Origin of the sequence: Mycolicibacterium frederiksbergense, assembly GCF_012223425.1 — a bacterium.
In the GTDB taxonomy this organism is placed as follows: Bacteria; Actinomycetota; Actinomycetes; order Mycobacteriales; family Mycobacteriaceae; genus Mycobacterium; species Mycobacterium frederiksbergense.
In genome coordinates, this window is sequence record NZ_CP038799.1 from 310156 (window position 1) to 324233 (window position 14078).

Sequence of the window (14078 nt, forward strand, 5' to 3'; positions counted from 1 at the left end):
GTCAGTTCTCGTAGTCCAGGCAGCTTTCGGCTCCGTTGATGACACCCTCGCGGAACGCCCGTACCCGGTCGAACCCGGCACCCTGGCGGTCGGCGTCGCCGTCACCGCGGAACACCAGCAGCGCCTTGATGCCCTCGTCGAGATCGCCCGGTGAGATCTGCCAGGAGCTGGTTTCGGCCCGGTTGTGCAGGATCACGCTGGCGGTGTACCCGCCGGCCAGGCAGTCGGCGCGCAGGGTGGAGGTCTTCTCATCGGAATCGTCGCCAAGGCGGCTCAGCGCGGCCAGACCGTACTGGGTGGCCAGCAGCGTGGACACCGCGTAGTCCCCACCCTGGTCGTACACGTGCGGCATGGTCTCGACATTGTCCCAGCCCACGTAATCGTCTGGGACACAATAGAACAGCGAGTAGCCCTCGGTCGACTGGCTACCGCACATCGGCGGATCGGCCGGATCGAATGCCTCCAGACCCCGCACCGGTCGCCATGCCCGGCCAGTGAGCTCCGGGTAGAGCTGCGTCCAGTAGTCCTCCAGGTCGTAGGGCACCCCGTTGACGATCGAGTCGTACGGCGCGTCACCGCCGCTGGCCGCATCCGCGATGTTGTTGAACGGCAGCGCAAGGACCATCGGCTCGTCGTCGCGGTAGTCCTTGCACCGATCCAGACCGTTGTCGAAACCGTCCTGGAAGGCGCTGACCCGGTCGAACCCGCTGCCGTGCGCGTTCGGGTCGGTCTTGGCCGTGCCCGGGTTGTCACGCAGGTCGAGCACACCGGCAAGAGCGGTGTCGAGGTCGGCGCTGGTCACCTCGAAGGCACCGGTGTCCTGGGCGTGACGCGCCCACGCACCGGCGAAGCAGTCCGCCTGCAGTTCCCGGGTGACGGTGCGCGCGGTGAAATGCGCACGAGCCTGGACGGCGTGCGCGAACTCATGGGCCATCACGACCGGGATGACGAAGTCCCCGTACTTGGACTGCATATCGGGCAGCAGTACCTGGGCGTCCCAGGCGATGACATCCTCGGTCGCGCAGTAGAAGGCGTTGCCGGCGACCTCGTCGGGTTCGGTCGTGCACGGCGGCGCGTCACTGTCCTGTGTGACGGCAAAGTAGCCACCGGCGATCTGCTTGAAATCCTCGCCGTAGAGCTCCGGATAGTGCTGCGCCCAGTACTGCTCCAGATCCGCGATCGCCTGGATCGCGATCTGGTTGACCGGCTCAGAGGCATCGCCCTCGATGGTGATGCTGCTGGTGTCGGGCGACGAACCCTTCTTCTCGGCCGGCGACGGGATCTTCGGCTGGGCAGAACCGCACGCCGAAACGACCAGCACGGCCGCCCCGGCGGCCCACACCTTGAGATTCATGGGCAAACATTAGCGGGGCATTGCGCAAATTGGATAGGTTGCGCGCCAAATGCGATTTCGGCGCACTCGCGACCGCTGAGCGGTCGCGGGCGCGCCGAATCCGCAACGTCTACTTGGGGGCGAAGCGCTGCCCGGCGTCCAGCCGCAGGCACTGCCCGTTGAGCATCGGGTTCTCCACGATGGCCAGCGCCAGCTTGGCGTACTCCTCGGGCTTGCCGAGGCGCTTCGGGAAGGCGGCGTCCTTGGTCAGCACGCTGGCGAACTCGTCCGGGATGCCCTCGGTCAGGCCGGTCGCGAACAGGCTCGGCGCGATGGCCAGCGCGCGGATGCCCAGGCTGCCCAGGTCCCGCGCCATGGTCAGGCACATGCCGGCGATGGCGGCCTTGGACGCGGTGTAGGCGATCTGGCCGATCTGGCCCTCGAACGCGGCGATCGAGGCGGTGTTGATGATGACGCCGCGCTCCTCGGCCTCCTCGTCCACCGGGTCGTTCTTGCTCATGTGCCAGGCCGCCAGCCGGCTGACGTTGAAGGTGCCGATCAGGTTGAGATCGATGGTGTTCCGGAACGACTGCAGGTCATGCGGGCCGTCCTTCTTCACGGTGCGCTCCCCGATGCCGCCGCCCGCGGTGGTCACCGCGATGTGCAGGCCACCGAGGTCCTCGACCACCTTGGCCAGGATCTGCTCGGTGCCGTCGAAGTCGGTGATGTCGGCCTCGTAGAAGGAGCCCCCGACCTGCTCGGCGACCTCCTTGCCCTTAGACTGGCCACGGTCGAGGATCGCCACACTGGCGCCCCGCTTGGCCAGCGCCTCGACGGTCGCCCGCCCGAAGCCGGATGCCCCGCCGACAACCACGGCCTTCTTGCCCGAAATCTCCATCTAGCTCCCTTTCCATAAAGCGGTCAAAATGTAACGTTACGGTCGGTCGTCACTTTACGGTAAGGCTTTCGGCACCTTGGCTCGGCTAGCGTGGACGGGTGGCTCGCACATCCCCGGTCATCCCCGCCGGGACCCGGATCCTCAGTGGTATCGCCGCCGCGGCGGTGACGTTGGGCCTCAGCGCCCTGGTGGCGGTTCCCCTCGGCGCATCCGCCGACGCCCGCACCGCGATCGGGTCCACGGTCATCGACCTGACCCCCGGCCCGGTCAAGGAATGGGCGATCCAGACCTTCGGCACCGCCGACAAGCTGTTCCTGACGGTGATGGTGCTGGTGACCATCGCCGTGCTGGCCGCCATCGCCGGCCTGCTCGAACGGCGCCGGGTACCGATCGGCAGCGTGATGTTCGCCGCGGCCGCCATCGCCGGCTGCGTCGCGGTGCTGACCCGCCCGGATTCGGCGCCGGTCGACGTGATCCCCACCGCCCTCGGCGGTCTGGGCGGCATCCTCACCCTGCGCTTCCTGACCTCCGGACGGCTGAGCGACGGCACCGCACACGAGGCCGCCGAAGCCGACCCGGGCCGCCGGTTGTCGCTGGCCGCGCTCGGCCTGCTCGGATTGGGCGTGCTCGGCACGGCAATGGGCGCGATGTGGTCGCGCCGGGTGCATTCGGTGGCCGGAGACCGGGAGGCGTTCGCACCGCCGCAGGTGGCCGAACCCGCGCCCCCGGCCCCGCCGGGGGTGCAGCCCGCCGGTATCGATGTCACCCCGTTCGTCACCGACAACGCCGACTTCTACCGCATCGACACCGCGCTGAGTGTGCCGCAGCTGTCCCGGGATGCGTGGCGGCTGCGGATCCACGGCATGGTGGACGCCGAAAAGACGTTCAGCTTCGCCGATCTGGAGCAGTTCGAACTCGTCGAGCAGATGGTGACGTTGGCCTGCGTCTCCAACCCGGTCGGCGGTGATCTGGTCGGCAACGCGGTGTGGGGCGGCTACCGGATCCGGGACCTGCTGGCCGCGGCCGGAGTGTCCGCGGACGCCGACATGGTGCTGTCCGAATCCAGTGACGGCTTCACCGCGGGCACCCCGGTCGAGGCGATGACCGACGACCGGAACTCGCTGCTGGCCATCACGATGAACGGGCAACCGCTGCCGATCGAGCACGGCTACCCGGCCCGGCTGGTGGTGCCCGGCCTGTACGGCTACGTATCGGCCACCAAGTGGGTGGTTGATCTGGAGCTGACGAGATTCGACTCCGCGCAGGGTTATTGGACGCCGCTGGGCTGGGCGGAGCGCGGCCCCATCAAGACCCAGTCGCGGATCGACGTGCCGCGCAGTGGGCAGGACGTCCCGGTCGGCCCGGTCCGGTTCGGCGGGGTGGCCTGGGCGCAGCCGCGCGGGGTGCGCGCGGTCGAGGTGCGCATCGATGACGGCCCATGGCAGCCCGCCACCCTGGGCGCGGCCTACTCCGATGACACCTGGCGGCTGTGGAGTTTCGACTGGCGGGCCGATCGGCCCGGCCGGCATACCGTCACGGTGCGCGCCACCGACAACACCGGCTACGTCCAGACCGCGGACCGGGCCGATGTGATTCCCGACGGCGCGACCGGCCGGCACGCGGTGACCTTCACCGTCACCTGACCCCCGGCGAGCGTGCGTGTCTGTTCCCCGACACGCCGCAGCGCAGGCCGAGTTCTCGCACGCTCACCATCGCCATAAGGACTTTCGGCACTAGTCGCATCGTCCCCCGGCGGAGCAGGCTGAAAACATGGAGGCGACCTTTCCCGACCGGCACACCCTCGAGACGGTGCTGTCGTTGGCGACCCGCGCACCCTCGATCCACAACACGCAGCCCTGGCGCTGGCATATCGGCGCCGACCACCTCGAACTGCACACCGATCTCGAACGCGCCCTGCCCCAGACCGATCCGGACTCGCGTGATCTCCTGCTGAGCTGCGGGGCCACCCTGCACCACGCCGTCATCGCGCTGGCCGCCCACGGCTGGCAGGCCCAGGTACAGCGATTCCCGGTCCCCGGCCGGCCCGGACAGCTGGCCACCCTCACGATGCGCCGCTCACCGGCCGCTGGCTCGGATGTGCCGCTGGCGGCGGCGATACCGCGGCGGCGCACCGACCGACGGATGTACAGCCCGTGGACCGTGCCCGACGCCGATATCGCGTTGATGGGCGCCCGGGCCGCCCGCGTCGGGGTGATGCTGCGCCAGGTCGAGCGGCTGCCCGAACTACAACAGATCGTCGCCGACGCCGTCTGGCGGCACGCCACCGACCGTGACTACCTGACCGAGTTGTCCACCTGGAGTGGGCGGTACGCCTCGCTGGCCGGCGTCCCCGCGCACAACACCCCGAAACCCGATCCGACGGCCCGCATCCCCGGCCGACTGTTCGCCGGGCCGGCCCTGGCCCAACCCGCCGACGGCGCACCCGACCGGGACGCCGGGGCGGTGCTGGCGCTGGGCACCAAGGACGACAGCGCGCTGTCCCGGTTGCGGGCCGGTGAGGCCACCAGTCTGGTCCTGCTCACCGCGACCACGCTCGGGCTGGCCAGCTGCCCGGTCACCGAGCCGCTGGAGATCGCCGAGACCCGGGCCGCGGTGCGCGAGGACGTGTTCGGCGACAGCGGACATCCGCAGATGCTGCTGCGGGTGGGCTGGGCACCGGTCAACGCCGATCCGTTGCCCTCCACCCCGCGGCTGCCGTTATCGGCCGTCATCGACGGGACGACCCCGCTGCTCTAACTTCGACGCGAAAACCGCTGCCTGCGTTCGACGTTCCATGCCGAGCTTGGCCAGCAGCCGCGACACGTAGTTCTTCACCGTCTTCTCGGCCAGGAACATCCGCGCCGCGATCTGACGGTTGGTGAGCCCCTCCGACAACAGATGCAACAGGGTGCGTTCCTGCTCGGTCAGCCCGGTGAGCGGATCATCCTTCTCGGCGGCGCCACGCAGGTTCGCCATCAGCGCGGCGGCGGCCCGGTTGTCCAGCAGCGACCGTCCCGCACCGACGTCCTTGACGGCCTGCGCGAGTTCGAGCCCCTTGATGTCCTTGATGACGAACCCACTCGCCCCGGCCAGGATCGCGTCCAGCATGGCCTCATCCGAGGTGAATGACGTCAGCATCAGACACCGCAGATCGGGCAGATCCGAGAGCAGGTCGCGGCACAGTTCGATACCGTTGCCGTCCGGCAACCGCACATCCAGCACCGCCACATCGGGCCGCGCGGCCGGAATCCTGGCCAGCGCCTCGGCGACGGTACCGGCCTCACCGACCACCTGCAGATCCGGGTCGGCGCCGAGTAGATCGATCAGTCCGCGGCGCACCACCTCGTGATCGTCGACCAGGAACACCTTCACCACGGGCATGCCACCATCATGGCTTGTACTGCGGCCCGGCGTCCTGACGGAACTCCCGGCCGGTCACCCGGTCGGTGCGGATCCTGATGAAATGCTCACGACGGCCCTGCACCCACGGCTCGATGAAGGTCCCGGCCACCTCGACCAGATCGTCGATGCCGGTGATGGGTTCGGCCTGCCCGACCACGGTCACGCTCCACCCGTTGTGCAGGTCGGCGTCGAGCTCGTCGGCCTCGAAGGCCACCACCTGGTTGGTGGTGGCCGCCTCCAGCTTCGGTCCGCCGGCCACCCGGATCACCACATCGTCGTGCCACAGCCGGAAGTTGACGGGCTGGATGGCCGGCAGGGCATCCTCGGTGAACACCAGCCTGCCCACTCTGACCTGCGCCAACCTGTCCAGGCACTGCCTGCGGTTGAGAACGTCTAGCTCCTGGCCCCTGGTCATCCCGTCCTCCTCACCGCGTCGCTACCGTCAGTGTCCCGTATCGCACCCACCCGCAGCAGAGCCGAAGGTCCCTACTTCACGGTCACCAGCCGCGGCGGTGTGGCTGGGAACCGACCAGTTCCGTGCCGGCGGCCACGTCGCGGCTGCGGTAGACGATATAGGGCCGGAAAAGATAGCCGATCGGGGCACTGAACACGTGCACCAGCCGGGTGAACGGCCACAGACAGAACAACACGAGCGCGATGATCACGTGAATGTGGAACTGCAGCGGCGCCTCGACCATCAGATCGCCGCGGGGCTGCAGGATCCAGATGGAGCGGAACCACGGGGAGACGCTCTCCCGGTAGTCGTGGTCGGCGCCGGCCGGCGTCGCGCCGAGCAGCGTGCAGGCGAAACCAGCGATCATCGCGGCCACCAACGCCAGATACATCACCTTGTCGTTGACGGTGGTGGCCATGAACACCGGACCGCGGGTGCGCCGCCGGTAGATCAGCAGCGCGATGCCCACCAACGCGGCGATGCCGGCGATGCCGCCGAGGATGACGGCCTGCAGATGGTAGGCGTGCTCGCTGATCACCAGATCCATCCAGGATTCCGGGATCACCAGTCCGATGACGTGCCCGATGATCACCACCAGCATGCCGAAGTGGAACAGCGGACTGCCGATCCGCAGCAACCGCGATTCGTAGAGCTGCGAGGAGCGGGTGGTCCAGCCGAATTTGTCATACCGATACCGCCACCAGGTGCCGACGATGACGACCGCCAACGTCACATACGGCACCACGTCCCAGAAGATCTCCCAGCCCGACATGTCAGCCCCCTCCCGCTGCCCGACGGGGCGGCACGGTCAGTTGAAACGGTTGCAGTCCAACGGCTTCGGCGGGCGGACCGGCGCTGATCAGGCGGCGCACCTGATCCTGCGAGGTCACCGGCAACGTCGCGCACACCGCCGCGACGACATGGGCGTACGGCGAACCCGACTCCGCCAGGGCCTGGCGCAGCGCCTCCAGCGGCACCCGGTGCTCGGTGAGCAACGCGCGGCCGGCTGCCGGGTCGACGGTGGCGGCGAACTCCAGCACCACCGGCAGGTGATCGGGGGCCTCACCGGTCGGCGGCTGGGCACCCGCGGCCCGGTAGGCCCGGGCGAAGGTCAGCATCTGCATGCCGCGGTTGCGGGTGTCCCCGGCGGTCCAGTAGGTCAGCAGCATGGTGCGGCGCCGACTCAGGTCGAAGGTCTGCACATACTCGGTCTGTGCGGTCAGCGCGTCGAGGCCGCGCAACCCGGACAGCGCGGCGCGCAACGGGGACGCATCCGGGTCGCCGAGGTGCCCGATCAACGTGTCGACGCTGTCCAGCCGGGCCCGGTGCCCGTCGTCGGGATAGGCCAGCAGCAGTGAAGCGGCCTGCCAGACCAGACGGTCCCGCAACACGTTGCTCTTGCGGGCATCATCCTTGCGCCACTTCACGGTTTGTCCTCCGGGAAGATGCCGGTGGGCACACCGCGGCCGTCCCAATTCAGCAGGTTCACCCGGGACGGGCTGTCGGCGTTGGCCCCCATCCCCTCGGTGGTCTGCCGGTGCTGCAGTGCGTGGAAGGTCTCGATCGCGACCGGCACCGGACCGCCGCTGGCCTCCCCGAACGGACCGGACTCGTACATGCCGGGACCGCCGTCGAAGTCCAGTGCGCAGGCCGACTCTTCCAACGCGTGCGCCTCGGAGCTGTACGCCGTCGGAATGACGTAGCGGTCTTCGTATTTCGCGATCGCCAGCAGCCGGTACATCTCATAGATCTGCTCTTCGGTCATCCCGACCGCGGCAGGGATGTGCGGCTGGGTCTCGCGGCCGAGGTTGATGTCACGCATATACGCGCGCATCGCGGCCAGCCGGCGCAGCACCCCGTCGACGACCGCGGTGTCCCCCGCGGTGAACAGACCGGCCAGGTACTCGATCGGGATGCGCAGCGCCTCCAACGCACCGAAGAGGTTCCCGATGTCCTCGCCGTCGTGCCCGTCCCGGCTGACGGCGTCGACCACCGGTGACAGCGGCGGGATGTACCAGACCATCGGCATCGTGCGGTACTCCGGATGCAGCGGCAGCGCAACGCCGTAGGTGTGGATCAGCTTGTAGATCGGGGACCGCTGCGCGGCTTCGATCCACTCATCGGAGATGCCCTCCGCGCGGGCCCCGGCGATGACGTCGGGATCGGCCGGGTCGAGCAGGATCTGCTTCTGCGCTTGGTACAGGTCCTTGTCATCGGACACCGATGCGGCGCCGAGCACCTTGTCCACGTCGTAGAGCACCAGCCCGATATAGCGCAGCCGGCCCACGCAGGTCTCCGCGCATACCGTGGGCAACCCGACCTCGATACGCGGGTAGCACATCGTGCATTTCTCGGCCTTACCGGTCTTGTGGTTGAAATAGACCTTCTTGTAAGGACATCCGGAGACGCACATCCGCCAGCCGCGGCAGCGGTCCTGATCGACGAGCACGATGCCGTCCTCGGAGCGCTTGTACATCGCCCCGGACGGGCACGAGGCGACGCAGGACGGGTTCAGGCAGTGCTCGCAGATTCGGGGCAGGTAGAACATGAAGGTCTGTTCGAGCTCGAGTTTGATCTGCTCGCTGACCTTCTGCAGCACCGGGTCTCCCGGCACGATCTCCGGTGAGCCACCGAGGTCGTCATCCCAGGCCGCCGACCAGGACACCTTCATCGGTTCCCCGCTGATCAGGCTGCGCGGCGGGGCGACCGGGATGTGCTCCCCCAGCGGCGCGGTGGTCAGATTCTCGTAGTCGTAGGTCCACGGCTCGTAGTAGTCGTCGATGGACGGCAGCTTCGGGTTGGCGAAGATGCGCGCCAGCTTGGCGAACCGGCCGCCGTCGCGTAGCCGCAGCCGGCCGCGGCGGTCCAGTCGCCAACCACCGCGCCAGCGCTCCTGGTCTTCGTAGGTGCGCGGATACCCTTGTCCGGGACGGGTTTCCACATTGTTGAACCACACGTACTCGGTGCCGGCCCGGTTCGTCCAGGCCTGCTTGCAGGTCACCGAGCAGGTGTGACAGCCGATGCACTTGTCCAGATTCATCACCATCGCCATCTGGGCCATGACCTTCACTGGTACTTCACCTCCTGCGACCGCCGCCGCACCACGGTCACTTCGTCGCGTTGGTTACCGGTCGGGCCCAGATAGTTGAAGGCGAAGGAATGCTGAGCATATCCGCCGGCCAGATGGCTGGGTTTGATCAGCAGCCGGGTCAGCGAATTGTGGATGCCGCCGCGGGTTCCGGTGGTCTCGGTGAGCGGGACGTCGATGGTGCGCTCCTGGGCGTGGTAGACGAACACCACTCCCTCGGGCATCCGGTGACTGACGATCGCCCGGCAGACCAGCACCCCGTTGCGGTTCACCGCCTCGACCCAATCGTTGTCGCGGACCGCGATCTTCGCCGCGTCGGCCGGTGCCATCCACATCGTCGGACCGCCGCGGGACAGCGACAGCATGAACAGGTTGTCCTGGTACTCGGAGTGGATCGACCATTTCGAGTGCGGTGTCAGGTAGCGCACCGTCAACCCCACCCCGTTCGAACCGGGCTCCCCCACCTGCGGTTCACCGAACAGTCGGGCCATGTCCAGCGGCGGCCGATAGATCGGCAGTTGCTCGCCGAGTTCCTCCAGCCAGTCGTGGTCGACGTAGAAGTGCATCCGCCCGGTCAGCGTGTGAAACGGCTTGAGTTCCTCGATGTTCACCGTGAACGGTGCGTAGCGCCGCCCGCCGGTCTCGCTGCCCGACCACTCCGCGCTGGTGATCACCGGCACCGGCCGGGCCTGGGTATCGGCGTAGGTGATGCGACGCTCCTCGCTGCCGGCGGCCAGGTGCGCCAGTTTCCGGCCGACCCGTTTCTCCAGTTCCAGGAAGCCCTCCACCGCGAGCCGACCGTTTGAGGTGCCCGACAGCGCCAGGATCACGTCGGCCATCCGCTCGGCCGTGGTGATCGCCGGCCGGCCCTGCGCCGGGCCGGAATCCATCACCCCGAACTTCGCGCCGAGTTCGCGCACCTCCTGGTTCGGGTGGGTCGTCACGCCCTTGGTGGTCACCCCGAGGGTGTCCACCAGCGGCCCCAGGGTGGCCCACTTCTGCGCGATCGCACCGTAGTCGCGCTCTACCACCGCCAGCGGCCCCATCGTCTTACCCGGGACCGGCACCTCCCCGGTGACCCGCCAATCGTGCTCGGCGCCCGACGGGTAGGCCATCGCACCGGGCGTGTCGTGCTGCAGGGTGCCCAGCACCACATCGGTGCGCACCCCGAGATGTTTGGCGGCCAGTGCGCTGAACGTGCGGGCCACCGCGCCGAAAGCCTCGAAGTCCGACCGGGTTTCCCAGGGCGGGTCGACGGCCGGGCTGAACGCGTGCACATAGGGGTGCATATCGGTGCTGGACAGGTCCGCCTTCTCGTACCAGGTTGCGGCGGGCAGCACCACATCGGAGAGCAACGTCGTCGAGGTCATCCGGAAGTCGATGGACATCAACAGGTCGAGCTTGCCCTCCGGGATGTCCTCGGTCCAGCGGACATCGTTGGGCCGCAGCTCATCCGGAGCCGGATCGCCCTGCACATTCGAGGTGGTGCCGAGCAGGTGGCGCAGGAAGTATTCGTTGCCCTTGCTCGAGGATCCCAACAGGTTGGCCCGCCACACATTGAGCACCCGCGGCCAGTTGGCCGGGTTGTCCGGGTCGGTGACGGCCAGTTTGAGGTCACCGGAGGCCAACCGGCCGGCCACATACTCCGGAATGTCCTGCCCGGCGGCGATCGCCTCGTCGGCGACGTCCAGGCTGGACCGGTCGAACTGCGGGAAGAACGGACTCCACCCCATCGCGGTCGCCGAGGCCAGTACGTCCATGGTGTGCTTACCGGCGAATCGGCCCCGGCCCAGCGGGCTGGCCAGGGTGTCCGCCCGGTAACCGTCGTAGCGCCACTGATCGGTGTGGGCGTACCAATAAGACGTGCCGGCCATCTGCCGGGGCGGCCGGGACCAGTCGGTGGCCATCGCCATGGTCGCCCACCCGGTGACCGGCCGGCACTTCTCCTGGCCGACGTAGTGTGCCCAACCGCCGCCGTTGCGTCCCATCGACCCGGTCAGCAGCAGCATGGCCAGCACGGCCCGGTAGGTGGCGTCCCCGTGGAACCACTGGCAGATGCCGGCGCCCATGATGATCATCGACCGACCGTTGGATTCCTCGGCGTTGCGGGCGAATTCGCGGGCGATCCTGATGACCTGGGCCGCCGATACCCCGGTGATGGGTTCCTGCCAGGCCGGGGTGTAGGGGCGCTCGGCATCCTGGTAGCCACTGGGCCAGTCACCGGGCAGACCGGGTCGGGGGACCCCGTACTGGGCCAGCATCAGGTCGAACACCGTACAGACCAGGTGCTCGCCGACCCGGCGGACCGGTACTCCGCGGCTCAGTGTCTCGCCGTGCCCGTCGACGGTGTCGAAGCGGGGCAACCGGATTTCGGCGCTCTCACCGCCCTCGACCGCGACGGTGAGGGCGGGCACCAGGTTCTCCAGGTCCAGGTTCCAACTGCCCGCGCCGCTGGCACCGAACCGGAATCCCAGCGAGCCCTGCGGTACCGCGACGCTGTCGCTGACGCTGTCCAACAGCACCGGTTTGAACGCTGCGTTTTCGGTGTCCTGACCCAGGTCGGCGGCGGTCAGATTCTTACCGGGCACCAGCGCGTCGCCCCGGGCTTCCAGCTTGACCAGGAACGGCAGGTCGGTGAACGTGCGCACATAGTTCTCGAAGAACGGGATCTGCTTTTGGACAAAGCATTCCGACAGGATCACCTGGCCCATCGCCATTGCCAGCGCACCGTCGGTGCCGGCCGCGCACGGCATCCACTCGTCGGCGAATTTGGTGTTGTCGGCGTAGTCGGGGCTGACCGTCACCACTTTCGTTCCGCGGTATCGGACCTCGGCCATCCAGTGTGCGTCCGGCGTCCTGGTGACCGGGACGTTGGACCCCCACATCAGCAGGTAGGACGCATCCCACCAGTCCCCCGATTCCGGGACGTCGGTCTGGTCACCGAACACCTGCGGTGAGGCCACCGGCAGGTCGGCGTACCAGTCGTAGAACGAGGTCATCACCCCGCCGAGCAGCTCCACGAAGCGGGACCCGCAGGCATGGCTGACCATGGACATCGCCGGGATCGGCGAGAACCCGGCCACCCGGTCCGGGCCGTAGGTCTTGATGGTGTGCACGTGTGCGGCAGCGATCATCTCGGTGGCCTCGGACCAACCGACCCGCACCAGTCCGCCCTTGCCGCGGGCCTGCTGGTAGCGGCGGCGACGGTCCGGGTCGCCCTGGATATCGGCCCAGGCCAGCACCGGATCATGCAGCCGTGCCTTGGCCTCCCGGTACATCTCCACGAGCACGCCGCGGGCGTAGGGGTAGCGCACCCGGGTCGGCGAGTAGGTGTACCAGGAGAACGCGGCCCCGCGCGGGCAGCCGCGCGGCTCGTACTCGGGCCGGTCCGCCCCCACCGACGGATAGTCGGTCTCCTGGGTCTCCCAGGTGATGATGCCGTCCTTGACATAGATCTTCCACGAGCACGAACCGGTGCAGTTCACCCCGTGGGTGGACCGCACCACCTTGTCGTGGCTCCACCGGTCCCGGTAGAACACGTCACCCTCACGTCCACCGCGGTGGCTGACGGTGCGCAGGTCGGCCGAGAAGGTACCCGGGCTGAAGAACCGGCCGCTGCGTTCCAGCAGTTCCTCGGCCGCACCTCCGATATGCGGTGTGGTCACGACTGCGCCTCCTTGACGGGTTCGTGGGTGTGCAGACGCAGGGCCGTGTAGCCGAAGGCGATCAGCGCGGTGGCCACCAGCAGGACCAGTCCGGTGGAGTAGTCGTTGTCGACGGGATCGTATGTCGTCCCCATCACCAGCGGCGGGAAGTAACCGCCTAAACCACCTGCCGCGGAGACAATCCCGGTGATCGACCCGACCGATTTGGCCGGTGACCGGCGGGCCACCCAGGCGAAGACGCCGCCGGTGCCGATACCGAGGAATACCGCCAGGGTGATGAAGGTGACCGCCGACCAGAAGTCCGGCGGGGGTTGGAGCATCGCGACGCCCGCCAGCACGGCGGTCCCGCCGAAGGACGTGAGCACCACGTATTTCGGTGGTATCCGGTCGGACAACATGCCGCCCACCGGCCGGGCCAGCACGGCCGCCAGCGCGAAACCGGCGGTGCGGGCCCCGGCATCGACGGCGGAGAACTCGTAGATGGTCTTGATGTAAGTGGGCAGATAATTGCTGAACGCGACGAACCCACCGAACACCACCGCGTACAGGAACGCCATCTCCCAGGTGACCCGAAGCTTCGCGGCGGCCTTGAGTTTCGGCACGACCGGATCGGTGTTGGCGTGGAACGCCGCCGAATCGCGCATGGCCACCAGACACAGCACCGCCGTCAGCGCCAGCGCCACCGCGATGACCAGATGGGTGGTGAACAGACCGAACCAGCCCACGAACCGGGGGGTGAAGAACGCCGACAGTGCGGTGCCGACCATGCCCATACCGAAGACCCCGGTGGCGAATCCCCGCCTGCTCGGCTCATACCAATTGTTGGCGAAGGGAATACCGACCGCGAAGATGGTGCCGGCGATCCCGAGGAAGAATCCGCACACCAACAGCATCGGGTAGGACCCGGCGGCGCCGGCCGCCCCGACCGCCAGCACCGGGGGTATGGACGCCAGCGTGACCGCGATGAACATCACCCGGCCACCGAAGCGGTCGGTGAGCGATCCGATCACGATGCGCCCCAACGACCCGACCAGGATGGGCGTGGCGACCAGCATCGAGGCCTGCGTACTGGACAGGCGCATATCACCGGCATAGGTCGTCGACAGCGGCCCGATCATGTTCCAGGCCCAGAAGTTGATCGCCGAAACCCAGGTGGCGAGCACGAGGTTCATCGTTCGAGCAGAGCCGGTAACCGGCTCAACAGCCGCAGACACAGCTACAAGCGAACCATTGATCCG

At 68.0% G+C, this 14078-nt stretch carries 11 protein-coding genes; 2 read left to right on the plus strand and 9 right to left on the minus strand.

From position 1 onward, the window contains the following. Window position 1: 1 nt before the first annotated feature. Window positions 2–1354, minus strand: a complete 1353-nt coding sequence (locus EXE63_RS04585) for a neutral zinc metallopeptidase (protein WP_168140996.1) — start codon at window positions 1352–1354, stop codon at window positions 2–4. Window positions 1355–1463: 109 nt separating this feature from the next. Further along, window positions 1464–2231, minus strand: coding sequence for an SDR family NAD(P)-dependent oxidoreductase (locus tag EXE63_RS04590; RefSeq protein WP_168140997.1), 768 nt, complete (start codon window positions 2229–2231; stop codon window positions 1464–1466). 98 nt (window positions 2232–2329) lie between these two features. On the opposite strand from EXE63_RS04590, the gene EXE63_RS04595 reads away from it, so the two are divergent. Continuing rightward, window positions 2330–3874 carry a molybdopterin-dependent oxidoreductase gene (locus tag EXE63_RS04595; protein WP_234904361.1) on the plus strand — a complete coding sequence of 515 codons (1545 nt, stop codon included), beginning with the start codon at window positions 2330–2332 and terminating at the stop codon, window positions 3872–3874. A gap of 127 nt (window positions 3875–4001) precedes the next feature. Further along, complete coding sequence (locus EXE63_RS04600) at window positions 4002–4988, plus strand: Acg family FMN-binding oxidoreductase (RefSeq protein WP_168140998.1); 987 nt, start codon at window positions 4002–4004, stop codon at window positions 4986–4988. Here EXE63_RS04600 and dosR read toward each other — a convergent pair. From dosR to EXE63_RS04635, 7 genes are all read right to left on the minus strand, one after another. After that, window positions 4950–5606 (minus strand): hypoxia response regulator transcription factor DosR/DevR, encoded by a 657-nt coding sequence (gene dosR, locus EXE63_RS04605; protein ID WP_168145397.1) that lies wholly within the window; start codon window positions 5604–5606, stop codon window positions 4950–4952. The genes EXE63_RS04600 and dosR overlap by 39 nt on opposite strands. A 13-nt stretch (window positions 5607–5619) precedes the next feature. Then, entirely contained in the window at window positions 5620–6048 is a 429-nt protein-coding gene (locus EXE63_RS04610; protein WP_168140999.1) for a pyridoxamine 5'-phosphate oxidase family protein, read from the minus strand. A gap of 82 nt (window positions 6049–6130) precedes the next feature. Further along, window positions 6131–6859, minus strand: coding sequence for a respiratory nitrate reductase subunit gamma (gene narI, locus EXE63_RS04615; RefSeq protein ID WP_168141000.1), 729 nt, complete (start codon window positions 6857–6859; stop codon window positions 6131–6133). Window position 6860: 1 nt separating this feature from the next. After that, on the minus strand, window positions 6861–7514 hold the full coding sequence (gene narJ / locus EXE63_RS04620) for a nitrate reductase molybdenum cofactor assembly chaperone (protein ID WP_210000268.1): 654 nt from the start codon (window positions 7512–7514) through the stop codon (window positions 6861–6863). Continuing rightward, window positions 7511–9157, minus strand: a complete 1647-nt coding sequence (gene narH / locus EXE63_RS04625; RefSeq protein WP_168141001.1) for a nitrate reductase subunit beta — start codon at window positions 9155–9157, stop codon at window positions 7511–7513. The genes narJ and narH overlap by 4 nt, the downstream gene beginning before the upstream one ends. After that, a complete protein-coding gene (locus EXE63_RS04630; RefSeq protein WP_168141002.1) occupies window positions 9154–12840 on the minus strand; it encodes a nitrate reductase subunit alpha in 3687 nt (1228 codons plus the stop codon). The genes narH and EXE63_RS04630 overlap by 4 nt, the downstream gene beginning before the upstream one ends. Continuing rightward, entirely contained in the window at window positions 12837–14012 is a 1176-nt protein-coding gene (locus EXE63_RS04635) for a nitrate/nitrite transporter (RefSeq protein ID WP_168141003.1), read from the minus strand. Before EXE63_RS04635 ends, EXE63_RS04630 begins: the two co-directional genes overlap by 4 nt. Between the last annotated feature and the right edge of the window lie 66 nt (window positions 14013–14078).

Coding starts and splice junctions, on each gene's coding strand:
- EXE63_RS04590 (WP_168140997.1), bottom strand. CDS start 2,231: ATGGAGATTTCGGGCAAGAAGGCCGTGGTTGTCGGCGGGGCATCCGGC.
- EXE63_RS04610 (WP_168140999.1), bottom strand. CDS start 6,048: ATGACCAGGGGCCAGGAGCTAGACGTTCTCAACCGCAGGCAGTGCCTG.
- EXE63_RS04585 (WP_168140996.1), bottom strand. CDS start 1,354: ATGAATCTCAAGGTGTGGGCCGCCGGGGCGGCCGTGCTGGTCGTTTCG.
- EXE63_RS04635 (WP_168141003.1), bottom strand. CDS start 14,012: ATGAACCTCGTGCTCGCCACCTGGGTTTCGGCGATCAACTTCTGGGCC.
- EXE63_RS04600 (WP_168140998.1), top strand. CDS start 4,002: ATGGAGGCGACCTTTCCCGACCGGCACACCCTCGAGACGGTGCTGTCG.
- narI (WP_168141000.1), bottom strand. CDS start 6,859: ATGTCGGGCTGGGAGATCTTCTGGGACGTGGTGCCGTATGTGACGTTG.